This is a genomic window from Pseudomonas sp. A-RE-22 (assembly GCF_019956035.1).
Classification (GTDB): Bacteria; Pseudomonadota; Gammaproteobacteria; order Pseudomonadales; family Pseudomonadaceae; genus Aquipseudomonas; species Aquipseudomonas brassicacearum.
In genome coordinates this window covers 34914-57573 of sequence record NZ_JAHBCZ010000005.1, presented here as the reverse complement: position 1 = coordinate 57573, position 22660 = coordinate 34914, and the positions used below count along the sequence as shown (strand labels likewise).

Genomic DNA, 22660 nt, shown 5'->3' with positions numbered 1-22660 from the left:
TCAGACTTGATACGTCCCCTCCTCTTGCTCCTGATCAGCCTGGCCTTGAGCTCTCCCGCCAGCGCAGCCATCAGCGAAAGCCATGGCTATGCGCAGTTCGGCACGCTCAAGTACCCGGCCAGATTCACCCACTTCGACTGGGTCAACCCGCAAGCGCCCAAGGGCGGTGTCTTGCGAGTCATGGCATTCGGCACCTTCGATACGCTCAACCCCTACACGTTCAAGGGCAGCAGCCCGGTTTCCACACCCAATTTCCTGCAATACGGCATCAATGAGCTGAACGAACCACTGATGGTCGGCACCGGCCAGTACGCGCCGTCCGGTGATGAACCGACGTCGAGCTACGGCCTGATCGCCCAGTCGGTGGAATACAGCGAAGACCGCAGTTGGGTGGTGTTCAACCTGCGCCCCGAAGCGCGGTTTCACGATGGCGTGCCCATCACCGCCTATGACGTGGCGTTCTCCTACAGGACGCTGCTCAAGGACGGTCACCCGCAATACCGCACCAACCTGCAGGAAGTGCTGCGTGTCGACATTCTCAATCCACTGAGAATCCGCTTTGTCTTCAAGCGCGCGGGCAATCCGCTGCTGATCCTGCGCCTGGGTGAACTGCCGGTGTTGCCCCAGCATTACTGGAAAGGCCGCGATTTCAAGGCAACGACCTTCGAACCGCCCCTGGGCAGCGGGCCGTATCGCATCACCAAAGTGCAACCAGGCCGCCAACTGGTGTTCGAACGGGTCAAGGATTACTGGGGCAAGGACCTGCCGGTCAATCGTGGCAAGTACAACTACGACCGCATGGACGTGGAGTTCTATCGTGACAGCGAAGTTGCCTTCGAAGCCTTCAAGGCCGGCGAGTTCGACATCTACATCGAACACCAGGCCAAGAACTGGGCCAACGGCTATGACTTTCCGGCGATCAAGCGCGGCGACGTGATCAAGGCGCAGATTCCCCACCAGATCCCGACCCAGACCCAGGGCCTGTTCATGAACACCCGACGCGGCACGTTTGCCGAGGTCAAGGTACGTGAAGCCCTGGGGCTGATGTTCGATTTCGAGTGGACCAACCGCACCCTGTTCAGCGGCGCCTACAAGCGCACCCTCAGTTATTACCCCAACAGCGAGTTTTCCGCCACCGGCCTGCCGGTGGGCCATGAATGGCTGCTGCTCAAGCCATACCGGGAACAATTGCCGCCCAAACTGCTCACCGAACCCTTCAGCTTGCCCAAGACCGACGGTCGCGGCATCCCCCGGGAAACCCTGCGCAAAGCCCTGGGGTTATTGAAGGAAGCCGGTTGGAGCCTCAACGGCCAACGCCTGCTGAACGCCGACAGCCAGCCCCTGAGCTTCGAAATCCTGCTGGTGAACCCGAACCTGGAGCGCATCCTGCAACCCTACGTCGAGAACCTCGCCAGCATCGGCATCCAGGCCCGGCTGCGCACGGTGGACCGCGCCCAGTACAAGCAGCGCCTGGACCAGTTCGACTTCGACATGATCCTGCTGACCTTGAACCAGACCCTCAGCCCGGGCCTCGAGCAATGGCAGTACTTCCACTCCAGCCAGGTCGGGGTCAAGGGCAGCAAGAACTACGCCGGGATCGCCAACCCTGTGGTCGATCATCTGCTGGAAAAGCTGCTCGCCGCCCAGACCCGCGACGAACAGGTCGCCGCCGGCAAGGCCCTGGATCGCGTGCTGCTGTGGCAGCATTACTGCATTCCCAACTGGTATCTCAATTATCATCGCCTGGCGTACCGCAACCGGTTCGCCTTCGTCACCACGCCGCCCTACACCCTGGGCCTGAGCGCATGGTGGCTGAAATCTTCGGAGAAAGATCAATGAAGCCTCTACGTGCCCTGCTCCTGCAGGCCAGCAGCCTGTTATTCGCCGGGCTGGCTTGTGCCGCGCCGCAGCATGCCGTGACCTTGTACAACGAGCCGCCGAAGTATCCGGCGAACTTTCAGCATTTCGACTACGTCAACCCGGACGCGCCCAAAGGCGGGATCTTCCGCCAGGGCGGTTTTGGCGGCTTCGACAGCCTCAACCCGTTCATCAGCAAAGGTGTACCGGCCGACGACATCGGCCTGATCTACGACACCCTGGCCAAGCAGGGCCTGGACGAACCGTTCACCGAATATGGCCTGATCGCCGAAAAAATCGAGAAAGCCCCGGACAATGGCTGGGTACGTTTCTACCTGCGTCCCGAAGCCCGTTTCAACGATGGTCATCCGGTGCGCGCCGAGGACGTGGTCTTCAGCTTCCAGACCCTGACCAAGGACGGCGCGCCGATGTTTCGTGGTTATTACAGCGACGTCGCCGACGTCATCGCCGAAGACCCGCTCAAGGTTTTGTTCAAGTTCAAGCATACTAACAATCGTGAGCTGCCGTTGATCCTCGGCCAACTGCCGGTATTGCCGAAACACTGGTGGGCCGAGCGCGACTTCAGCAAGGGCAACCTGGAGATCCCCCTCGGCAGCGGTCCCTACAAGGTCGCCGAAGTGAAGGCCGGACGCTCGATCCGTTATGAGCGGGTGAAGGATTACTGGGGCAAGGACCTGCCGGTCAATCGCGGCTTCTATAATTTCGACGTACTGACTACCGACTACTACCGCGACAACACCGTCGCGGTCGAGGCCTTGAAAGCCGGTCAGTTCGATTTCTGGCTGGAGATGACCGCCAAGAACTGGGCCAATGCCTACAACATCCCGGCCGTGACCGAAGGCCGGTTGATCAAGGAGCAGATCCCCAACGGCAACCCCACCGGCATGCAAGGCTTTGTCTACAACCTGCGCCGGCCGATCTTCCAGGACATACGGGTGCGCAAGGCCTTGAGCCTGCTGCTGGACTTCGAGTGGACCAACAAGCAACTGTTCAACGGCGCCTACGCCCGCACCCGCAGCTATTTCGAGAATTCGGAAATGGCCGCCACCGGCCTGCCCGGCGAAGACGAGTTGAAGATCCTCGAGCCCCTGCGCGGCAAGATTCCCGAACAGGTCTTCACTGACGCCTTCCAGCCATCGATGTGCGACGGCAGCGGCATGATCCGCGACCAGCAGCGCAAGGCCTACCAATTGCTGCAAGAGGCCGGCTGGCGCATCGTCGACGACAAGATGGTCGATGCCCAGGGCAAACCGGTGGTGCTGGAGTTCCTGCTGGCCCAGACCGAGTTCGAACGGGTGCTGCTGCCGTTCAAGCGCAACCTGAGCGACCTGGGCATCGACCTGGTGATCCGCCGCGTGGACGTGTCCCAGTACATCAACCGCGTGCGTTCCCGGGACTTCGACCTGGTGGTGGGCAGCTTCCCGCAATCCAGTTCGCCGGGTAACGAACAACGCGAGTTCTGGATGTCCGCCGCCGCCGACAAGCCCGGCAGCCGCAACACCATGGGCCTGAAAGATCCGGCCGTGGACCAGTTGGTGGAACAACTGATCAACGCCGATTCGCGCAAGAGCCTGGTGGCCCACGCCCGTGCGCTGGACCGGGTCTTGCAATGGGGCTACTACGTGATCCCGAACTGGCACATCAAGACCTGGCGCGTGGCCTACTGGAACCACATCGGCCATCCGAAAATCACGCCCACCTATGACATCGGCACCACCACCTGGTGGGTCAAGCCGGAGGTCAAGCCGGCCGATGAAGTAGAGAAGCAGGTCATCGAGCAGCAAATCGCCGCCCCTGCGAGCGTGGAGTAACGAAATGCTGGCTTATATTTTTCGGCGACTGCTGCTGATCATCCCGACCCTGTTCGGCATTCTGCTGATCAACTTCGTCATCATCCAGGCCGCACCCGGCGGGCCGGTGGAACAGATGATCGCCAAGCTCGAGGGCTTCGAGGGCGCCACCAGCCGCATTGCCGGCGGCGGTGCCGAAGTGTCGGTGGCAGGCTCCTCCTACCGCGGCGCCCAGGGCCTGGACCCGGGGCTGGTCAAGGAAATCGAGCGCATGTACGGCTTCGACAAGTCGGCACCCGAACGCCTGTGGATCATGATCAAGAACTACGCCCACCTGGACTTCGGCGACAGTTTCTTCCGCGACGCCAAGGTCATCGACCTGATCAAGGAAAAGATGCCGGTGTCCATCTCCCTGGGGTTGTGGAGCACGCTGATCATGTACCTGGTGTCGATCCCGCTAGGGATCGCCAAGGCGACGCGGCACGGCAGCCATTTCGATGTCTGGACCAGCTCGGCCATCATCGTCGGCTACGCGATCCCGTCATTCCTGTTCGCCATCCTGCTGATCGTGGTGTTTGCCGGCGGCAGCTATTTCGACTGGTTCCCGTTGCGCGGGCTGACCTCCAACAATTTCGACGAATTGAGCATGGGCGGCAAGATCCTCGATTACTTCTGGCACCTGGCCTTGCCCGTCACCGCCCTGGTGATCGGTAACTTCGCCACCATGACCCTGCTGACCAAGAACAGCTTCCTCGACGAAATCAACAAGCAATACGTGGTCACCGCCAAGGCCAAGGGCCTGACCCGCCATCGAGTGCTCTACGGCCACGTATTCCGCAATGCCATGCTGCTGGTGATCGCCGGCTTCCCTTCGGCATTCATCGGGATTTTCTTTACCGGCTCCCTGCTGGTGGAAGTGATCTTCTCCCTCGACGGCCTGGGCCTGATGAGTTTCGAAGCGGCCATCAACCGCGACTACCCGGTGGTGTTCGGCACCCTGTTCATCTTCACCTTGCTGGGGCTGGTGGTGAAGCTGATCGGCGATCTGACCTACACCTTTGTCGATCCACGCATCGACTTCGAAAGCCGGGAGCATTGAGATGAACCTGTCCCCTCTCAATCGCCGCCGCTTCGAACTGTTCAAGGCCAACAAGCGTGGCTGGTGGTCCCTGTGGCTGTTCCTGATCCTGTTCGGGCTGAGCCTGGGCGCCGAGCTGATCGCCAACGACAAGCCGCTGGTGGTGCATTACGACAACGGCTGGTACTTCCCGGCCCTCAAGCGCTACCCGGAAACCACGTTCGGCGGCGAATTCCCGCTGGAAGCCAACTACAAGAGCCCCTATATCCGCGAACTGCTGGCGGCCAAGGACGCCTGGGTGCTGTGGGCACCGATTCCGTTCAGCTACCAGAGCATCAACTACGACCTGAAGGTCCCGGCCCCGGCGCCGCCCTCTTCCGTGAACTGGCTGGGCACTGACGACCAGGGTCGCGATGTCCTGGCCCGGGTCATCTATGGCTTCCGCATCTCGGTCCTGTTTGCCCTGACGCTGACCGTGCTCAGCTCGATCATCGGCGTGATCGCCGGCGCCCTGCAGGGCTTCTATGGCGGTTGGGTGGACCTGGCCGGCCAACGATTCCTGGAAATCTGGTCCGGGTTGCCGGTGCTGTACCTGCTGATCATCCTGGCCAGTTTCGTCCAGCCCAACTTCTGGTGGCTGCTGGGCATCATGCTGCTGTTTTCCTGGATGAGCCTGGTGGATGTGGTCCGTGCCGAGTTCCTGCGCGGGCGCAACCTGGAATACGTGCGTGCTGCCCGGGCGCTGGGCATGCAGAACGGCGCGATCATGTTCCGCCACATCCTGCCCAACGCCATGGTCTCGACCATGACGTTCATGCCGTTCATCCTCACCGGCGCCATCGGCACCCTCACCGCCCTGGATTTCCTCGGCTTCGGCCTGCCGCCAGGCGCGCCGTCCCTCGGCGAGCTGGTGGCCCAGGGCAAATCCAACCTCCAGGCGCCATGGCTGGGCATCAGCGCGTTCGCCGTGCTGGCCCTGATGTTGAGCCTGTTGGTGTTCATCGGCGAGTCCGCTCGCGATGCCTTCGATCCGAGGAAGTGAAATGAACCAGGATAATCTGATCGAAGTGCGCGACCTGGCGGTGGAGTTCATTGTCGGCGAACGCCGCCAGCGCGTGGTCGAGGGGGTCAGCTTCGATATCAAGCGCGGCGAAACCCTGGCCCTGGTGGGTGAAAGCGGCTCGGGCAAATCGGTTACCGCCCATTCGATCCTGCGGTTGCTGCCTTACCCGCTGGCCCATCACCCCACCGGGACCATCCAGTACGCTGGCCAGAATTTGCTGGGTTTGAAGGAAAAAACCATCCGTCATATCCGTGGCAACCGGATCGCGATGATCTTCCAGGAGCCGATGACGTCCCTCAACCCGCTGCATTCCATTGAAAAACAGATCAATGAAGTGCTCGGCATCCACAAGGGCCTGAGCGGCAAGGTCGCGACCCGCCGGACCCTTGAGTTGCTGGAGCTGGTCGGCATTCCCGAGCCCCACAAGCGCCTCAAGGCCCTGCCCCACGAGCTGTCCGGCGGCCAGCGCCAGCGGGTGATGATCGCCATGGCCCTGGCCAACGAGCCGGAACTGCTGATTGCCGACGAGCCGACCACCGCACTGGACGTCACCGTCCAGCTGAAAATCCTCCAATTACTCAAGGAATTGCAGGCGCGATTGGGCATGTCGCTGCTGCTGATCAGCCACGATTTGAACCTGGTGCGAAGAATTGCGCATCGCGTATGTGTCATGCAGCGCGGTTGCATCGTCGAACAGGCATCGTGCGAAGAGTTGTTCCGGGCACCGCAGCATCCGTACACTCGGGAACTGCTGGGCGCTGAACCCAGCGGCACCCCGGCGAGCAACGTCGTCGGCCCGCCGCTGTTGCAGGTCGAGGACCTGAAAGTCTGGTTCCCGATCAAGAAAGGCCTGTTCAAGCGCACGGTAGACTACATCAAGGCCGTGGACGGTATCCGCTTCAGCCTGCCCCAGGGCCAGACCCTGGGCATCGTCGGCGAAAGCGGTTCCGGCAAATCCACCCTGGGGCTGGCAATCCTGCGGTTGATCGGCAGCCAGGGCGGGATCCGTTTCGAAGGCAAGCAGCTGGATAGCCTGACGCAGCAACAAGTCCGGCCGCTACGCCGGGAGATGCAAGTGGTGTTTCAGGACCCGTTCGGTAGCCTGAGCCCACGGATGTGTGTGAGCCAGATCGTTGGCGAAGGCCTGCGGATCCACAAGATCGGCACCGAAGCCGAACAGGAACAAGCGATAATCGCGGCATTGAAGGAGGTAGGCCTGGACCCGGAAACCCGGAACCGCTACCCCCATGAATTTTCCGGAGGGCAACGGCAGCGTATCGCCATTGCCCGGGCCCTGGTGCTCAAGCCGGCGTTGATTCTGCTGGATGAACCGACGTCGGCCCTGGACCGTACCGTGCAACGCCAAGTGGTGGAGCTGTTGCGGTCGTTGCAAACCAAGTACAACCTGACGTACCTGTTTATCAGCCATGACCTGGCTGTCGTCAAAGCGCTGAGCCACCAGTTGATGGTGGTCAAGCATGGCCAAGTGGTCGAACAAGGTGATGCCCGCAGCATATTCGCCGCGCCGCAGCACCCCTATACACAGCAGTTGCTGGAGGCCGCCTTCCTGGCCCCAACAACTGCCGAATAACCTGAAAGAGGAGCAACACATGGGTTTTCTCGCCGGTAAGCGCGTACTGATCGTCGGTGTCGCCAGCAAGCTGTCCATCGCATCCGGCATCGCCGCCGCCATGCATCGCGAGGGCGCTGAGCTTGCCTTCACTTATCAGAACGACAAACTCAAGGGTCGTGTCGAAGAGTTCGCACAAGGCTGGGGTTCGAGCCCTGAGCTGTGCTTCCCGTGCGACGTGGCCAGCGATGAAGAAATCGCCAAGGTCTTCGAAGAACTGAGCAAGAAGTGGGATGGCCTGGACTGCATCGTGCACTCCGTGGGCTTCGCCCCGGGCGACCAACTGGACGGCGACTTCACCGAAGCCACCACCCGCGAAGGTTTCCGCATTGCCCACGACATCAGCGCCTACAGCTTCGTGGCCCTGGCCAAGGCCGGTCGCGAAATGATGAAAGGCCGCAACGGCAGCCTGCTGACCCTGTCGTACCTGGGCGCCGAGCGCACCATGCCGAACTACAACGTCATGGGTATGGCCAAGGCTTCGCTGGAAGCCGGCGTCCGTTACCTGGCCGGCTCCCTGGGCCCGGACGGCACCCGCGTCAACTGCGTATCGGCAGGCCCGATCCGCACCCTCGCCGCTTCCGGCATCAAGAACTTCCGCAAGATGCTGGCCGCCAACGAAGCGCAAACCCCGCTGCGTCGCAACGTCACCATCGAAGAAGTCGGCAACGCCGGCGCCTTCCTGTGCTCGGACCTGGCGTCGGGCATCAGCGGTGAAATCATGTACGTGGACGGCGGCTTCAACACCACCGCCATGGGCAACATCGAAGAGTAATCTTCACGTTGCAGCAAAAACGCCGCTTGTCCTGGAAAGGCCATGCGGCGTTTTTTTATGCCCACTGCAACCCCCCCTGTGGGAGCGAGCTTGCTCGCGATGGCGGTGGGTCTGCTGGCATTGATATTGACTGTGCCGACGCCTTCGCGAGCAAGCTCGCTCCCACAGGGATCAGCCTGTGCTAGCTGCGTAGCGCCTGTTTCTGTGTGTACATCGCCGCATCCGCGTCCGCCAGTAGCAGGTCGATCGACTGATGACGCTGGGGGTCGTACTCGATCTGGCCGACACTGAAACGAATGTCATAGCCACGCTGCAACATCGCATTGCGCTCATCGAGGATTTCCTGGAGCCGCGCCATGATTGCCGCTATCTCGACATGGGAAGAACCGGTGAGCAACGCCACGAATTCGTCACCGCCCAGGCGGCCGATCACATCACTTTCGCGAAAGGCGATACGCAGCACATCGGCGAACGTTTTCAGCGCGTTGTCGCCCTCGGCGTGCCCATAACGGTCGTTGATCGGCTTGAAGTCGTTGAGATCGAAGAACAGCAGCGTCGCCGGTCGCGACAAGCGATCACACACATTCAACGCATGCTGGGCCAACATCCTGAAGCCACGCCGATTGGACAGCAGCGTCAGCTCGTCCATGCTCGCCATCTGCACCGCGACCATTTCCTGCTCGGCCATGCGGGCCAAGTCGCGCAACAGTTCGCGCTCTTCGTCATTGAGCTTGCGCGGCTTGGTGTCGAGCAGGCACAACGTGCCGAGCTTGCTGCCGTCCTCCATCCCCAGCGGATGCCCCGCATAGAAGCGAATGCCAGGCTTGTCCGTGACCAGTGGGTTGTCGTGGAAGCGCTCATCCTGTTCCGCGTCGCAGATCTCCAGGATCTGATCCTGCAAAATCGCATGCCCACAGAAGGAAATCTCCCGCGAGGTTTCGCTGGCGTCCAGGCCGGCGCTGGACTTGAACCACTGCCGATTGGCGTCCACCAGCGACACCAGCGCGATGGGCACGTCAAACAGGCGTCGGGCAAGGCGGGTCAGGCGGTCAAACCGCTCTTCGGGTGCGGTATCAAGCAGCTTGAGCGAGTGCAGATTCTTGAGGCGAGCGGCTTCGTCGTCCGGTTGGCGTGGCGCAAGCATCGGAAACTCCATTGGCAGGACTTCATGAAGTCTAGTCCAGGACCCCAGCCCTTCAAACCGAACGGGCTAAATCCGACGGGCATTTACCGGTCAGGACTAATACACTGCCACTCAGGTTCAAGACGAGGACGCTGACCGATGAAGCACGCCCCCCATGACGACGCCCCACGCTTCTGGCGCGACGCGGCCCTGCCCTTCATCGAAGCCCGGGCCATCGGCGATGGACGCAAGGTCTGCTATTCGCGCCATTCCCATGACCACTTTTCCATCGGCGCGATCACCGCCGGGCGCAGCACCTACGTTCACGAACGCTCGAATTTCCAGGTGGAAAGCGGCACGGTGGTGCTGATGAACCCGGGCGACGTCCACGCGTGCAACCCGATCGACGATCAGCCGTGGTCCTACGTGATGTTGTACGTCGACACCCAGTGGCTCAGAGACTTGCAGCGCCGTATCGGCTTTGACGAAAGCCTGGATTTCCAGGGCTTCGCCACCACGCACAGCCGCGATGTGGAGCTGTTTGCCGCATTGGGAAGGTTGTATGAGCAATTGGTGGATGAGCAGCTCGACACGCACCACAAGCACGCCGCCGCCGAGGCATTTTTTATCGACCTGCAACAACGGCTCAACCCTGCCGGTCGCCCGGACCGGGGCAGTCATCCAGGCCTCATGCGTGCGGCGCAGTTTATCCACGACCATTGCAGCGAAGCCTTGAAGCTGGAAGACATCTGCACCGCCGCGCAACTGTCGCCGTCCTACCTGAGCCGAGCCTTCAAGCGCCATTACGGGATGACGCCCCACGCCTTCCTGGTCAACCGCCGGATCCAGTTTGCCCGGCGCCAATTGCGCGAAGGCAAGCTGATCGCCGACGTGGCGCTGGACAGCGGGTTTGCCGACCAGGCGCATTTCCAGCGTGCCTTCAAGCAACACCTGGCGGCTACGCCCGGGCAATATCGCGGCTGATACCGCACCACCTGACCGCAAGGACGGGTTGGCTCAAGGCAACAACAGATACACCGCACTGGCCACCAACAACCCCGCCATCGTCCGATTGAACAGGCGCATGGTCGCCGGATTACCCAACCAGGTGCGCAGGAAACTCCCGGCGTAGGCCCAGCAGCCCACCGAGACGTAGCAGATCACCAGGTAGATCGCCGCAAACTGCCACACCAGCCGCGCCTCGCCATCGGCCACGAACGCCCCCATTCCCGCCACGCAGGCCAGCCACGCCTTGGGGTTTAGCCATTGCATCAGCGCGCCATAGAACATCGAAGGCGCTCGCCCCTCGTCCTCGGCGCCCAGGTGCCCGTTATCCATCGCCAGTTTCCAGGCCATGAACAACAAAAACGCCACGCCGCCCAGTTGCACCACCCGTGTGAGGCCAGGCCAGCGTTGCAACACTTCATGCAACCCCAGCCCCATCAGCACCAGCAGCAAGACAAACCCCAGGGTTGCACCGCCCACATGGCGCAACGTCGCACGAAACCCGTACCGCGCCCCGGAGCTGAGGGCGACGATATTGACCGGGCCGGGTGTAATGGAGGCGACCAGGGCAAACGCCGCCATGGAAAGAATCAAACTCATCGCATACCTTCTTCATATCTGTGAGGTGGCGATCAAGGTAAATTGCCAATCGCGGGCGGTATTGAACAAAACTGCCCAAGGGGCTACCCATCAGCCCGCCACAAAAACAATACTGTGCGGCTCATTCATTCAGGCGTGTTCTATGTCCATTGCGGTTGTGCGGTTTATTGGCTTCATCCTCGGTATTTTCCTGATCACCCTGGCTGCCAGCATGGCAATCCCGCTTTTGACGCTGGTGATGTACGAGCGCAACGATGACCTCTCGGCGTTTTTGTGGTCGAGCCTGATCACCTTCGTCTGCGGCGTCGCGCTGGTGGCGCGCGGTCGGCCTGCACACACCCAGATGCGCCCGCGGGACATGTATCTGCTGACCACCGCCAGTTGGGTCATCGTCTGCAGCTTCGCCGCCCTGCCCATGGTGTTCATCCAGCACATCAGCTACACCGATGCCTTTTTCGAAACCATGTCCGGCATCACCACCACCGGCTCGACCATCCTTACCGGCCTGGACACGGCCTCCCCCGGCCTGTTGATCTGGCGCTCGATGCTGCACTGGCTCGGCGGGATCGGCTTTATCGGCATGGCCGTGGCGATCCTGCCACTGCTACGGGTCGGCGGTATGCGGCTGTTCCAGACCGAGTCGTCGGACTGGTCGGAGAAAGTCACGCCGCGCTCCCATGTCGCGGCGAACTACATCCTGTGGATCTATGTCGGCTTGACCGCCCTCGCCACCCTGGCCTTGTGGCTGGCCGGCATGACGCCCTTCGAAGCGATCAACCACGCGATGTCATTGATTTCCACAGGCGGCTTCTCCACCTCAGATGCTTCCCTGGGGCATTGGCCCCAACCGGCCATCCACTGGGTGTCGGTGGTCGTCATGATGGCAGGCGCGCTGCCGTTCACCTTGTACGTCGCCACCTTGCGCGGCCACAAACGCGCGTTGCTCAAGGACCAGCAAGTCAGGGGATTCGTCGGATTCCTGGTCATCACCTGGCTCATCGTGGGGACATGGCTGAGTCTGAACAGCGACTACAGCTGGTGGGACGCGGTCCGCATCGTGGCCGTCAACGTGACGTCGGTGGTCACCACCACGGGCGTGGCGCTGGGGGACTACACCCTATGGGGCAGCTTTGCCTTGCTGCTGTTCTTCTATTTGACGTTCGTTGGCGGTTGCTCGGGATCGACGGCCGGCGGACTGAAGATCTTCCGCTTCCAGGTAGCCGGCGAGTTACTGATGGGCAGCCTGAAACAACTGATCCATCCCCGGGCGGTGATCCAGAAAAAATACAACAATCACCCCATCGACGAAGAGATCGTCCGTTCGCTACTGACCTTTTCGTTTTTCTTCACCATCACCATTGGCGCTATCGCCCTGGGGTTGGCGCTGATCGGCCTGGACTGGACCACCGCCCTGACCGGCGCGGCCACCGCCGTGTGCAACGTGGGCCCGGGGCTGGGCACGATCATCGGGCCAGCCGGCAACTTCTCGACCTTGCCTGATGCGGCTAAATGGCTGCTGACCATTGGTATGCTGCTGGGTCGGCTGGAAATCCTGACGGTGCTGGTGTTGTTCACGCCGGTGTTCTGGAAGTATTGAACACGTCAGGTCAGGCAAAACAGACAAACAAAAAAGCCGCGGCGCCATGCACAGGCGTCGCGGCTTTTTTAAGCGATCAGCGGTCGTTCTTGATCGAAGAGCTGGTCGCGTTGGTCAGGCCCTTGGTGTTGTGGGTACCTGGTGTAGCGGTGGAAATCGCCGATGCCTTGGTCAGGCCACGGGTATCACGGTCGTTGGCGATGCTCGAGGTCAGCGAAGCCTTGCTGGTGCGGTCGGTGCGGGTGGTGCCGGTGTGCTTGCCGCTCAGGCCATGATCACGGGTGCGGGTACCGGTGTGGTCGCTAGCCAATCCTTTGCCAAGGCCGCTGGAATCACCAGACTTGTCATGGTCCTGGCCACCACCGGTGCCGCCACCGATGCCACCACCGTGGCCACCGCCATTGCCACCACCATTGCCGCCGCCGTTTCCTCCACCGTGGCCGCCACCACCCCCATTGCCGCCTGCGGCATAGCTCGAACCGATAGGCGACAACTCAGCAGGCAGCAAGGCCGAGGCACCGAACGCCAAGGCACAGACAGCAACGGCGATGAGGGATTTTTTATGTTTGGACATGATGTCTCCGAAAGACAAAAACAACGGTTGAACCTTTAAGACTCGCAGGTTCAATTTTTGTTCGTGACCGTCCGACCAAGTGAACGGAAATTCACTGTCGATTTTTCGGTGGAGTCGTTCCGGGCACGGTTCTATGCTCAGGCCCATGAACCTACACGACTCGCTGCTCCCGCCCCATGCCGAGATGGTCCGCGCCATGCTCGAACGAGACACCGCCTACGAGGGGGTGTTCTTCACTGCGGTCAAGACCACCGGTATTTTCTGTCGCCCCAGTTGCACCGCGCGCAAGCCGAAACCGGAGAACGTCGAGTTCTTCGCCCATGCCGACGAAGCCATGTCGGCCGGCTACCGGGCCTGCCTGCGCTGCAAGCCCCTGGACGCCGCCGCCATCGCGCCGGACTGGATCCAGGCCCTGCTCAAAACCGTCGACGCCGAACCCGACCTGCGCTGGACCGATGCCCTGCTACTGGAACAAGGTATCGAGCCGCTGAAACTGCGCCGCTGGTTCAAGCAACATTTCGGCATGACCTTTCACGCCTATCTGCGCACCCGCCGCCTGGGCATTGCCCTGGGCGGCATCAAGGACGGCAGCTCCATCGACAATGCCGCGTTCGATTCCGGCTATGAGTCATTGAGCGGTTTTCGTGACGCCTTCGTGAAATCCTTCCACATCACGCCGGGCCGCGCAGCCCTCAGCGAACCGTTGTTGTTCACCCGCCTGACCACACCGCTGGGCCCCATGTTGGCCATGGCCGAACGACGAGGCCTGGTGCTGCTGGAATTCCTCGACCGCCCGGCCCTGACCAAGGAGTTGGAAGAGCTGCAGCAACGCTACGGCTACACGGTTGCGCCGGGGCACAACGCTCATTTGCAACAGATCGAAACCGAACTGGCCGAGTATTTCGCCGGCAAGCTCACGGCATTCAACGTCCCGCTGCACATGCCCGGCAGCGCCTTCGCCGTACGGGTCTGGACTGAACTGCAAAAGATCCCCTACGGCGAAACCCGCAGCTACGGCGGCATCGCCACGGCGCTGGGCAGCCCTGGCGCCAGCCGCGCCGTGGGCCTGGCCAACGGCCAGAATCGCTTGGCCATCGTCATTCCCTGCCACCGGGTGATCGGTGCGGATGGCTCGTTGACCGGCTATGGTGGCGGACAGCCGCGCAAGGCGTTTCTGCTACGGCTGGAGAAAGCCGCGGTGCAGGTTTCACTGCCCCTGGCGTTTTGAGCGCCCCGGAGAACAAATATCCGATGTCTGTGCCCTACCATGAGGCCAGCGCCTGGCTGGCAAGCCTCGACGAAGACTGGCGACGTCACGTCGAGGCGATCGGCCCTTGCCTGCTGCAACCCAAGCCGGCCCGCGACCCCTATGAAGCCCTGGTGCGGGCGATTGCCTACCAGCAACTGCACGCCAAGGCCGGCGATGCCATCCTCGGTCGGCTGCTGGCGTTGTTCCCGGCGCAGGCATTCCCCAATCCCGGGCAGATCCTGGCGACAGACGTTGCGCAGTTGCGCGGCTGTGGGTTTTCCGCGAGCAAGATCGCGACGATCCAGGGCATCGCCCAGGCAACGCTGGACGGAATCGTGCCGGATTACGCCACTGCGCGGGCGATGGAGGATGAAGCGTTGATCGAGCGCCTGGTCAGCTTGCGCGGCGTCGGGCGCTGGACCGTGGAGATGCTGCTGATCTACAGCCTGGAACGGCCGGACATCCTGCCAGCCGATGACTTTGGCGTACGTGAAGGTTATCGACGGCTCAAGGGGTTGGAGCAACAGCCCAGCCGCAAGCAGATGGTTGAGATCGGCCTGGCCTGGAGCCCTTATCGGACGGTGGCGGCGTGGTATTTGTGGCGGGTGCCCGGTCGCTAGACCGTGTCATCGTTCATCGCGAGCAAGCTCGCTCCCACAGTTGATCTTCAGTGTCCACAAATTGTATCTACACAGAAAATCCCCTGTGGGAGCGAGCTTGCTCGCGAAGGCGGTCGCATGGTCACCTTCAATCCAACTGTCAAGACACAAACTGTCTAGGCTGTACTGAGTCATTTCCAATCCCACTGGAGGTTCCCCATGCAGCTAGAAGGATCCTGCCACTGCGGCGCGGTGTCGTTCACCCTCGACAGTGCTCACCCCTACCCCTATCAGCGCTGCTACTGCTCGATCTGCCGCAAGACCCAGGGCGGTGGCGGTTTTGCGATCAACCTGGGGGGCGATGCCCAAAGCATGAAGGTGCGTGGTCGCAAGCACATCTCGATCTACCACGCACGACTCAAGGACGAAGGCGATAAACGCGCCCACCGCAGCAGCGCCGAACGGCACTTCTGTTCCTTGTGCGGTTCGGGGCTATGGCTGTTCAGCCCCGAATGGCCGGAGCTGATTCACCCCTTTGCCTCGGCCATCGACACACCGCTACCGGTGCCGCCGGAGCACACCCACCTGATGCTGGGTTCCAAGGCGCCGTGGGTGGAAGTCGAGGCGCATCCGGGCGACCAGCAGTTCGAGGTCTATCCCGAGGAATCCATTGCTCAGTGGCATGAACGCCTGGGGCTGAGCGTTTGAGAGGCAGCGCGGCATAAGGCCCTATGCCGCAGGCACACCACTGTGGAAACGAAACTCCACATCCGGCGATTCGATCAGCTCCCGCTCGGCCTCACGGACCTTGTCGATCACCTGGGCAATGTCCTTGGCGTCGCCGTACTGGTAAGCCAGTTTCAGGTAACCCTGGAAATGTCGGGCTTCGCTTTTCAGCAAGCCGAAATAGAACTTGCCCAGTTCCTCGTCCAGGTACGGCACCAAGGCCTCGAAACGCTCGCAGCTGCGGGCTTCGATGAAGGCGCCGACCACCAGGGTGTCCACCAGCTTGACCGGTTCGTGGCTGCGTACCACCTTGCGCAACCCCGAGGCATAACGCCCGGCGGAGAGCTGGCGCAAGCCGATCTTGCGTTTTTTCATCAAGCGCATGACCTGCTCGTGATGCACCAGCTCTTCCCGGGCCAGGCGCGACATCAGATTGATCAGATCGACGTGGGAATGGTATTTGGCGATCAGGCTCAGGGCGGTGCTGGCCGCCTTGAATTCGCAGTTCTTGTGGTCGATCAGCATCGTTTCCTGGTCAGCCAGCGCGGCCTGGACCCAGGCATCGGGGGTGCGGCAACCAAGGAATTCGTGAATTTCGGGAAGATTCATGGGGCTCACGGGAAAAGGTAGTCGAGCGAAGGGCGCCGATTATACCGGCCTGCCCCCAGACCACCAGCCACCGCCGTTGATATGCATCAAGTCGAAGACTCATCCACAACAACTAGACTGCCCACAACAACTATAGTTGAGCAACGCCAGCCTTTTCATTGCAGGAGAACGCCGATCATGCAAGCCATTCGCAGCATCCTGGTGGTTATTGAGCCCGAACATTCGGAAAGCCTGGCGCTCAAGCGCGCCAAACTGATCGCCGGAGTGACCCAGGCCCACCTGCACCTGCTGGTGTGCGACAAAAAGCATGACCATGCCGGCCTGCTCAGCGTGCTCAAGGCCGCACTGCTGGCCGACGGCTACAGCGTCACCACCGAGCAGGCCTGGAACGAAAGCCTCCACGAAACCATCATCGATGTGCAGCAGGCGGAAGGTTGCGGGCTGGTGATCAAGCAGCACTTCCCTGACAGTCCGCTGAAAAAAGCCCTGCTGACCCCGGCGGACTGGAAGCTGCTACGCCATTGCCCAACCCCGGTGCTGCTGGTGAAAACCGCCGGTTCCTGGAAAGACAAGGTGATCCTCGCTGCCGTCGACGTTGGTAATGCCGATGGCGAGCATCGCCACTTGCACTCCACCATCATCGATCATGGCTATGACATCGCCCTCCTCGCCAAGGCGCACCTGCATGTGATCAGCGCCCACCCCTCGCCGATGCTCTCGTCCGCCGACCCGACATTCCAGCTCAAGGAAACCATCGAGGCCAAGTACCGTGAACAATGCCGGGCGTTCCAGGCCGAATTCGACATCGATGACCAGCACCTGCACATCGAAGAAGGTCCGGCGGACGTCTTGATTCCGTACATGGCGCGCAAGCTGCAGGCGGCAGTGACGGTGATCGGCACCGTGGCCCGCTCGGGGTTGTCCGGGGTCTTGATCGGCAACACCGCCGAGGCTGTGCTCGATACGCTGGAAAGCGATGTGCTGGTGCTCAAGCCGCAGGAGGTCGAGGACCATCTGGTGGAGTTGGCGGTCAAGGATTGACACGTCAACCTGTGGCGAGGGGATTTATCTGTGGGAGCAAGGCTTGCCCGCGATAAAAACGACGCGGTCTCTCTGGAACCGAGGCGCCTGCATCGCGAGCAAGCTTTGCTCCCACAGCGGGGCGGTGCGACGTTTCGCTAAATCCCCTCGCCACAAAAAGCTGTCAGCCGCCAATCGCATCCTTCAGGAACCCCGGCGCGATATAACGCTGGTAATGGGCTTCGGACAGAAGGAAAAACTCCCGATCAATGGCATCGCGCAGGTCCGGCAGATCCCAGTCGCGAAACTCCGGCATCAGCACCATGCCGTAGGCCTCCAGGTTGTTGATCACCCGTGCGCCCCGGGCGATCAACTGGTAGGCCCAGCAATATTCCGACTGGTGCGGCACAAAGCGGATCTTGCGCGACTCCAGTTGCTGGCGCAGCAATACCGGGTCGAAAACCTCCAGCTTGGCCACCATCACCTGCACCAACAGCTGCTCGAGCCGCATCCACACCGCGCGCTTTTCGTCCTCGTTGTAGCCGTTCCAGTGAATCACTTCATGGTGGAACCGCTTGCAGCCACGGCACACCAGGTCACCGTAGACAGTGGAGCAAAGGCCGACGCAGGGGGTCTTGATGAGCTGGTTGGGCATAAGGAAACGCACACGCAAAAACAGGACAGGCCGGCATGTTAGCCCTTTGTCTAAGATTGATCACCCCTCAAACTTCCAGGCCCAACTTACCTTTAATTTTTTTTTCCCGTAGAATCAGCCAGCCTTTTAAGGCGCCAATGTCCGTTAGAAGCTGTTTTCAAAGCGTCACGAGCACAGTCGTTCCTTCAGAGCGGTGTTGGCGAAGGGTCTTTCCAGCGGGGAAAGCCCAACGCCAACCCTCATCAGCTCCCCGTTCTGCAGGCGTAAAACTTTGAAAGCAGCTTCTGTGAGGAACGTGCGGAAACTCTGGCGTGGTGGCTCAAAAAGCCGCCAACGCGCATGAGTACCGTGGGTTCCTGGATGAGCGTCCCGGACACCCATTTGGGACCACTGATGAGGGTAATAACTGTGCTTGAAGCCTACCGCAAACATATCGAAGAGCGCGCAGCCCTGGGTATCGTTCCCCAGCCGCTTAACGCCGAACAAACCGCAGGCCTGATCGAGCTGCTGAAAAATCCTCCGGCTGGCGAAGAAGCTTTCCTCGTTGACCTGATCACCAATCGCGTTCCGCCTGGAGTCGACGAGGCTGCCTACGTCAAGGCTGGCTTCCTGTCCGCCCTCGCCAAGGGCCAGGCCCAATCCCCTCTGCTGGACAAGAAGCGTGCCGTTGAACTGCTCGGCACCATGCAGGGCGGCTACAACATCGTGACCCTGGTGGAGCTGCTGGACGACGCCGAGCTGGCGCCGGTAGCCGCCGAAGAACTCAAGCACACCCTGCTGATGTTCGATGCCTTCCACGACGTGGCTGAAAAAGCCAAGAACGGCAACGTTCACGCCAAAGCCGTGCTGCAATCCTGGGCTGACGGCGAGTGGTTCAAGAAGCGCCCGGTGCTGGCCGACAAGATCAGCCTGCGCGTGTTCAAGGTAACCGGCGAAACCAACACCGACGACCTGTCCCCTGCTCCAGACGCCTGGTCGCGTCCTGACATCCCGCTGCACGCCCTGGCCATGCTGAAAATGGCCCGTGACGGCATCGTTCCGGACGAGCAAGGCAAGACCGGCCCGATGAAGCAGATCGAAGAAATGCGCGGCCAAGGCTTCCCGATCGCCTACGTCGGTGACGTGGTCGGTACCGGTTCCTCGCGTAAATCGGCGACCAACTCGGTGCTGTGGTTCTTCGGCGACGACATTCCTTATGTGCCGAACAAGCGTGCCGGCGGTTTCTGCTTCGGCAGCAAAATCGCTCCGATCTTCTACAACACCATGGAAGATGCCGGCGCACTGCCAATCGAGTTCGACGTTTCGAACATGAACATGGGCGACGTGATCGACCTGTACCCGCATGCCGGCAAAGTCTGCAAGCACGGTACCGACGAAGTCATCACCACCTTCGAAATGAAGACCCCTGTGCTGTTGGACGAAGTCCGTGCCGGCGGTCGTATTCCGCTGATCATTGGCCGTGGCCTGACCGAGAAGGCTCGCGCCGAGCTGGGTCTGCCACCGTTCGACCTGTTCAAGAAGCCTGAAGCCCCAGCTGAAAGCACCAAGGGTTTCACCCTGGCGCAGAAGATGGTCGGCAAGGCTTGCGGTCTGGCAGAAGGCCAAGGCGTACGTCCTGGTACCTACTGCGAACCGAAAATGACCACCGTGGGCTCCCAGGACACCACCGGTCCAATGACCCGTGACGAACTGAAGGACCTGGCGTGCCTGGGCTTCTCGGCTGACCTGGTGATGCAGTCCTTCTGCCACACCGCGGCCTATCCAAAGCCGATCGACGTCACCACCCACCACACCCTGCCTGACTTCATCATGACCCGCGGCGGCGTTTCCCTGCGTCCGGGCGACGGCATCATCCACTCGTGGCTGAACCGCATGCTGCTGCCAGACACCGTGGGCACCGGTGGCGACTCGCACACCCGTTTCCCGATGGGCATCTCGTTCCCAGCCGGTTCCGGCCTGGTCGCGTTCGCCGCAGCCACCGGCGTCATGCCGCTGGACATGCCGGAATCGATCCTGGTGCGCTTCAAGGGCAAAATGAAGCCTGGCATCACCCTGCGTGACCTGGTTCATGCCATTCCGTACTTCGCCATCCAGAACGGTCTGCTGACCGTCGAGAAGAAAGGCAAGAAAAACGCCTTCTCCGGCCGCATCCTGGAAATCGAAGGCCTGGAAGGCTTGACCCTGGAACAGGCTTTCGAATTGTCCGACGCCTCGGCCGAACGTTCGGCTGCCGGTTGCACCATCAAGCTGTCGAAAGAGTCGATCACCGAGTACCTGCAATCTAACATCACCCTGCTGCGCTGGATGATCGGTGAAGGCTACGGTGATGCACGTACCCTGGAACGTCGCGCCCAAGCGATGGAAGCCTGGATCGCCAACCCGCAACTGATGGAAGCCGATGCCGACGCCGAATACGCCGAAGTCATCGAAATCGACCTGGCCGACATCAGCGAGCCTGTGCTCTGCGCGCCGAACGATCCGGACGACGCCCGTCTGCTGTCCAGCGTTGCTGGCGAGAAGATCGATGAAGTGTTCATCGGTTCGTGCATGACCAACATCGGTCACTTCCGCGCTGCCGGTAAGCTGCTGGAGCAGGTCAAGGGCCAGCTGCCAACCCGTCTGTGGCTGTCGCCGCCGACCAAGATGGACGCTCACCAGCTCACCGAAGAAGGCTACTACGGCATCTACGGCAAGGCCGGTGCACGGATGGAAATGCCAGGCTGCTCGCTGTGCATGGGTAACCAGGCACGCGTCGAGCCGAACTCCACCGTGGTGTCGACTTCGACCCGTAACTTCCCGAACCGTCTGGGTGACGGCGCGAACGTCTACCTGGCTTCGGCCGAACTGGCGTCCGTTGCTTCGATCCTGGGTCGCCTGCCGACCGTCGAGGAGTACATGGAATACGCTGGCAAGATCGACAGCATGGCAGCGGACGTGTACCGCTACCTGAGCTTCGACCAGATCGCCGAGTTCCGTGAGGCGGCTGCAAACGCCAACATCCCGGTCGTTCAAGCCTAAAGCTTAAAACGCCCGACAAAAGACGCCGCCCTTCTTGCGAGGGGCGGCGTTTTTCTATTTCAGGGAATGCCTTTTTGTTGGGGACATATCCGTTACCGCAGAAACGAATATAAACACCAACCTCGCCCTCCAATAAAGGCCTACGCCAAGAGGGAGTAAACCAACGCCGTAATCGCCACCAAACCCACCAACGTAACGAAGACATTCGAGGCCTGGCCGCGATAACGGGCCATGGCCGGAACTTTGCGAATGGCATACATCGGCATCAGAAACAGGATAGCCGCGATGACTGGCCCGCCCAAGGTTTCGATCATGCCCAGAATGCTCGGGTTGAGGGTAGCGACGATCCAGCACACCACCAGCATGAACGCGGCGGTGAGGCGATCCAGGGTCTTGGGCGCCGGCCGCCGGCCGCTCTTGACGATCAGGCCCTTGAGGCCTTCGCTGGCGCCGATGTAGTGCCCGAGGAACGACTTGGAGATGGCGACAAACGCAATCAACGGCGCGGCAAAGGCGATGGTCGGGTTGCTGAAGTGGTTGGCCAGGTACGACAGGATCGACAGGTTCTGCGCCTTGGCTTCGGCCAGTTGCGCCGGGCTCAGGGTCAGCACGCAGCTGAACACGAAGAACAGCACCATCACCACCATCAGCACATGGGCGCGCGACAGGATCTGCGAACTGCGCTCCTCGGCGTTGCCGCCGTAGCGACGTTTCTGGTCCACCGCAAAGGCCGAGATGATCGGTGAGTGGTTGAATGAGAACACCATCACCGGGATCGCCAGCCACAAGGTATGCAGCAGCGCCGAAGCCTCAGGCGGCGTGGACGCCGTGGTCAGGATGCCGCCGCTCCAGTGGGGAACCAGGAACACCGCCAGGAACAGCAGCGCCACGATGAACGGATAGACCATCAGGCTCATGGCCTTGACGATCGCCTGTTCACCACAACGGACCACCGCCAGCAGGCCGAGGATCAGCACCAGCGACAACACCGCCCGAGGCGGTGGCTGGATGTGCAACTGATGCTCCAGGAAACTGCCCACCGTGTTGGTCAGCGCCACGCTGTAGATCAGCAGGATCGGGAAAATGGCAAAAAAATACAAAAGCGTGATCAGCGCACCGGCCTTGAGGCCGAAATGCTCTTCCACCACGTCGGTGATGTCCGCGCCATCGCGACCGGACAACACGAAACGGGTCAGGCCCCGGTGGGCATAGAACGTCATGGGGAACGCCAGCAACGCCAGGATCAGCAGCGGCCAAAAACCGCCCAGGCCCGCGTTGATGGGTAAGAACAGAGTGCCTGCACCGATGGCGGTGCCAAACAGACCCAGCATCCAGGTGGTGTCCTGGCGACTCCATTGGCTGAGGGTGGCTGGGACTGTCGTTTCAAAGCGCTCTTCGACGCTATTGGCCTGATCATTCATCCGGTCGGATCTCCGTTTTCCGGTCACTTGCACCCGACCAGGACGAGTCGGAAAACCCCGACAGGCAGCGCCCTGGCCGAAACAGGGGCGCGATTGTCCGGGATTAGCGAGCAGAAGCAAAGACTTAGCTGAGGAGCGGTTATGCGGATCAGATCGCTGTCATAGAAATGGTCACCGTATTTCCCTGCATTCTCCGCATTCCCGGTGGGAGCGAGCTTGCTCACGACGAGGCCGGCACATCCAACATCTT

The 22660-nt window shown here is 61.1% G+C and carries 19 protein-coding genes; 13 read left to right on the top strand and 6 right to left on the bottom strand.

Going from position 1 to position 22660, the window contains the following annotated elements; all coding sequences use genetic code 11:
• Positions 1–6 precede the first annotated feature (6 nt).
• The 6 genes from KGA89_RS03190 to fabI are packed head-to-tail and all read left to right on the top strand — an operon-like array spanning position 7 to position 8214.
• Positions 7–1839, top strand: coding sequence for an extracellular solute-binding protein (locus KGA89_RS03190; RefSeq protein ID WP_263292950.1), 1833 nt, complete (start codon positions 7–9; stop codon positions 1837–1839).
• Complete coding sequence (locus tag KGA89_RS03185; protein ID WP_053162863.1) at positions 1836–3689, top strand: extracellular solute-binding protein; 1854 nt, start codon at positions 1836–1838, stop codon at positions 3687–3689. Before KGA89_RS03190 ends, KGA89_RS03185 begins: the two co-directional genes overlap by 4 nt.
• A gap of 4 nt (positions 3690–3693) precedes the next feature.
• Entirely contained in the window at positions 3694–4767 is a 1074-nt protein-coding gene (locus tag KGA89_RS03180) for a microcin C ABC transporter permease YejB (protein ID WP_092198160.1), read from the top strand.
• A 1-nt stretch (position 4768) separates the two neighbouring features.
• Positions 4769–5788 (top strand): ABC transporter permease, encoded by a 1020-nt coding sequence (locus KGA89_RS03175; RefSeq protein WP_003202737.1) that lies wholly within the window; start codon positions 4769–4771, stop codon positions 5786–5788.
• Between the two features lies 1 nt (position 5789).
• On the top strand, positions 5790–7400 hold the full coding sequence (locus KGA89_RS03170) for an ABC transporter ATP-binding protein (protein ID WP_003202738.1): 1611 nt from the start codon (positions 5790–5792) through the stop codon (positions 7398–7400).
• Between the two features lie 19 nt (positions 7401–7419).
• The gene (gene fabI / locus KGA89_RS03165; protein ID WP_003202751.1) at positions 7420–8214 is read left to right on the top strand and encodes an enoyl-ACP reductase FabI; all 795 of its coding nucleotides are present in this window, start codon (positions 7420–7422) and stop codon (positions 8212–8214) included.
• Positions 8215–8395: 181 nt separating this feature from the next.
• Here the strand turns inward: fabI and KGA89_RS03160 are convergent, their stop codons facing one another.
• A complete protein-coding gene (locus KGA89_RS03160) occupies positions 8396–9358 on the bottom strand; it encodes a sensor domain-containing diguanylate cyclase (RefSeq protein ID WP_223470571.1) in 963 nt (320 codons plus the stop codon).
• A gap of 138 nt (positions 9359–9496) precedes the next feature.
• On the opposite strand from KGA89_RS03160, the gene KGA89_RS03155 reads away from it, so the two are divergent.
• Positions 9497–10321 (top strand): helix-turn-helix transcriptional regulator, encoded by an 825-nt coding sequence (locus KGA89_RS03155; RefSeq protein ID WP_223470570.1) that lies wholly within the window; start codon positions 9497–9499, stop codon positions 10319–10321.
• Positions 10322–10354: 33 nt separating this feature from the next.
• On the opposite strand, the gene KGA89_RS03150 is transcribed toward KGA89_RS03155, so the two are convergent.
• Positions 10355–10942 carry a LysE family translocator gene (locus KGA89_RS03150; RefSeq protein ID WP_223470569.1) on the bottom strand — a complete coding sequence of 196 codons (588 nt, stop codon included), beginning with the start codon at positions 10940–10942 and terminating at the stop codon, positions 10355–10357.
• A gap of 142 nt (positions 10943–11084) precedes the next feature.
• On the opposite strand from KGA89_RS03150, the gene KGA89_RS03145 reads away from it, so the two are divergent.
• A complete protein-coding gene (locus KGA89_RS03145) occupies positions 11085–12539 on the top strand; it encodes a TrkH family potassium uptake protein (RefSeq protein WP_043042385.1) in 1455 nt (484 codons plus the stop codon).
• A 76-nt stretch (positions 12540–12615) separates the two neighbouring features.
• On the opposite strand, the gene KGA89_RS03140 is transcribed toward KGA89_RS03145, so the two are convergent.
• Entirely contained in the window at positions 12616–13113 is a 498-nt protein-coding gene (locus KGA89_RS03140; RefSeq protein WP_223470568.1) for a hypothetical protein, read from the bottom strand.
• Between the two features lie 145 nt (positions 13114–13258).
• Here KGA89_RS03140 and KGA89_RS03135 point away from each other — a divergent pair, with 145 nt between their 5' ends.
• The 3 genes from KGA89_RS03135 to KGA89_RS03125 all read left to right on the top strand — a co-directional run bounded on the left by KGA89_RS03135 (position 13259) and on the right by KGA89_RS03125 (position 15669).
• A complete protein-coding gene (locus KGA89_RS03135) occupies positions 13259–14341 on the top strand; it encodes a bifunctional transcriptional activator/DNA repair enzyme AdaA (protein ID WP_223470567.1) in 1083 nt (360 codons plus the stop codon).
• Between the two features lie 23 nt (positions 14342–14364).
• Entirely contained in the window at positions 14365–14982 is a 618-nt protein-coding gene (locus tag KGA89_RS03130; RefSeq protein WP_038856838.1) for a DNA-3-methyladenine glycosylase family protein, read from the top strand.
• 198 nt (positions 14983–15180) lie between these two features.
• The gene (locus KGA89_RS03125) at positions 15181–15669 is read left to right on the top strand and encodes a GFA family protein (RefSeq protein ID WP_223470566.1); all 489 of its coding nucleotides are present in this window, start codon (positions 15181–15183) and stop codon (positions 15667–15669) included.
• Positions 15670–15690: 21 nt separating this feature from the next.
• Here the strand turns inward: KGA89_RS03125 and KGA89_RS03120 are convergent, their stop codons facing one another.
• Positions 15691–16296, bottom strand: a complete 606-nt coding sequence (locus tag KGA89_RS03120; protein ID WP_223470565.1) for a tRNA-(ms[2]io[6]A)-hydroxylase — start codon at positions 16294–16296, stop codon at positions 15691–15693.
• 177 nt (positions 16297–16473) lie between these two features.
• On the opposite strand from KGA89_RS03120, the gene KGA89_RS03115 reads away from it, so the two are divergent.
• Entirely contained in the window at positions 16474–17337 is an 864-nt protein-coding gene (locus KGA89_RS03115) for a universal stress protein (RefSeq protein WP_223470564.1), read from the top strand.
• Positions 17338–17500: 163 nt separating this feature from the next.
• Here the strand turns inward: KGA89_RS03115 and KGA89_RS03110 are convergent, their stop codons facing one another.
• Positions 17501–17971 carry a DUF1289 domain-containing protein gene (locus KGA89_RS03110; RefSeq protein WP_003202781.1) on the bottom strand — a complete coding sequence of 157 codons (471 nt, stop codon included), beginning with the start codon at positions 17969–17971 and terminating at the stop codon, positions 17501–17503.
• A gap of 408 nt (positions 17972–18379) precedes the next feature.
• Between KGA89_RS03110 and acnB the strand changes: the two genes are divergently transcribed.
• Positions 18380–20989 (top strand): bifunctional aconitate hydratase 2/2-methylisocitrate dehydratase, encoded by a 2610-nt coding sequence (gene acnB / locus KGA89_RS03105; protein WP_003202783.1) that lies wholly within the window; start codon positions 18380–18382, stop codon positions 20987–20989.
• A 140-nt stretch (positions 20990–21129) separates the two neighbouring features.
• On the opposite strand, the gene KGA89_RS03100 is transcribed toward acnB, so the two are convergent.
• A complete protein-coding gene (locus tag KGA89_RS03100; protein ID WP_223470563.1) occupies positions 21130–22410 on the bottom strand; it encodes a serine/threonine transporter in 1281 nt (426 codons plus the stop codon).
• Positions 22411–22660 lie beyond the last annotated feature (250 nt).

Bases quoted from the DNA above. Each gene is read 5' to 3' on its own strand.
- KGA89_RS03185 (WP_053162863.1), top strand. From the start codon at position 1,836: ATGAAGCCTCTACGTGCCCTGCTCCTGCAGGCCAGCAGCCTGTTATTC.
- KGA89_RS03180 (WP_092198160.1), top strand. From the start codon at position 3,694: ATGCTGGCTTATATTTTTCGGCGACTGCTGCTGATCATCCCGACCCTG.
- KGA89_RS03175 (WP_003202737.1), top strand. From the start codon at position 4,769: ATGAACCTGTCCCCTCTCAATCGCCGCCGCTTCGAACTGTTCAAGGCC.
- KGA89_RS03170 (WP_003202738.1), top strand. From the start codon at position 5,790: ATGAACCAGGATAATCTGATCGAAGTGCGCGACCTGGCGGTGGAGTTC.
- fabI (WP_003202751.1), top strand. From the start codon at position 7,420: ATGGGTTTTCTCGCCGGTAAGCGCGTACTGATCGTCGGTGTCGCCAGC.
- KGA89_RS03160 (WP_223470571.1), bottom strand. From the start codon at position 9,358: ATGCTTGCGCCACGCCAACCGGACGACGAAGCCGCTCGCCTCAAGAAT.
- KGA89_RS03155 (WP_223470570.1), top strand. From the start codon at position 9,497: ATGAAGCACGCCCCCCATGACGACGCCCCACGCTTCTGGCGCGACGCG.
- KGA89_RS03150 (WP_223470569.1), bottom strand. From the start codon at position 10,942: ATGAGTTTGATTCTTTCCATGGCGGCGTTTGCCCTGGTCGCCTCCATT.
- KGA89_RS03145 (WP_043042385.1), top strand. From the start codon at position 11,085: ATGTCCATTGCGGTTGTGCGGTTTATTGGCTTCATCCTCGGTATTTTC.
- KGA89_RS03140 (WP_223470568.1), bottom strand. From the start codon at position 13,113: ATGTCCAAACATAAAAAATCCCTCATCGCCGTTGCTGTCTGTGCCTTG.
- KGA89_RS03135 (WP_223470567.1), top strand. From the start codon at position 13,259: ATGAACCTACACGACTCGCTGCTCCCGCCCCATGCCGAGATGGTCCGC.
- KGA89_RS03130 (WP_038856838.1), top strand. From the start codon at position 14,365: ATGTCTGTGCCCTACCATGAGGCCAGCGCCTGGCTGGCAAGCCTCGAC.
- KGA89_RS03125 (WP_223470566.1), top strand. From the start codon at position 15,181: ATGCAGCTAGAAGGATCCTGCCACTGCGGCGCGGTGTCGTTCACCCTC.
- KGA89_RS03120 (WP_223470565.1), bottom strand. From the start codon at position 16,296: ATGAATCTTCCCGAAATTCACGAATTCCTTGGTTGCCGCACCCCCGAT.
- KGA89_RS03115 (WP_223470564.1), top strand. From the start codon at position 16,474: ATGCAAGCCATTCGCAGCATCCTGGTGGTTATTGAGCCCGAACATTCG.
- KGA89_RS03110 (WP_003202781.1), bottom strand. From the start codon at position 17,971: ATGCCCAACCAGCTCATCAAGACCCCCTGCGTCGGCCTTTGCTCCACT.
- KGA89_RS03100 (WP_223470563.1), bottom strand. From the start codon at position 22,410: ATGAATGATCAGGCCAATAGCGTCGAAGAGCGCTTTGAAACGACAGTC.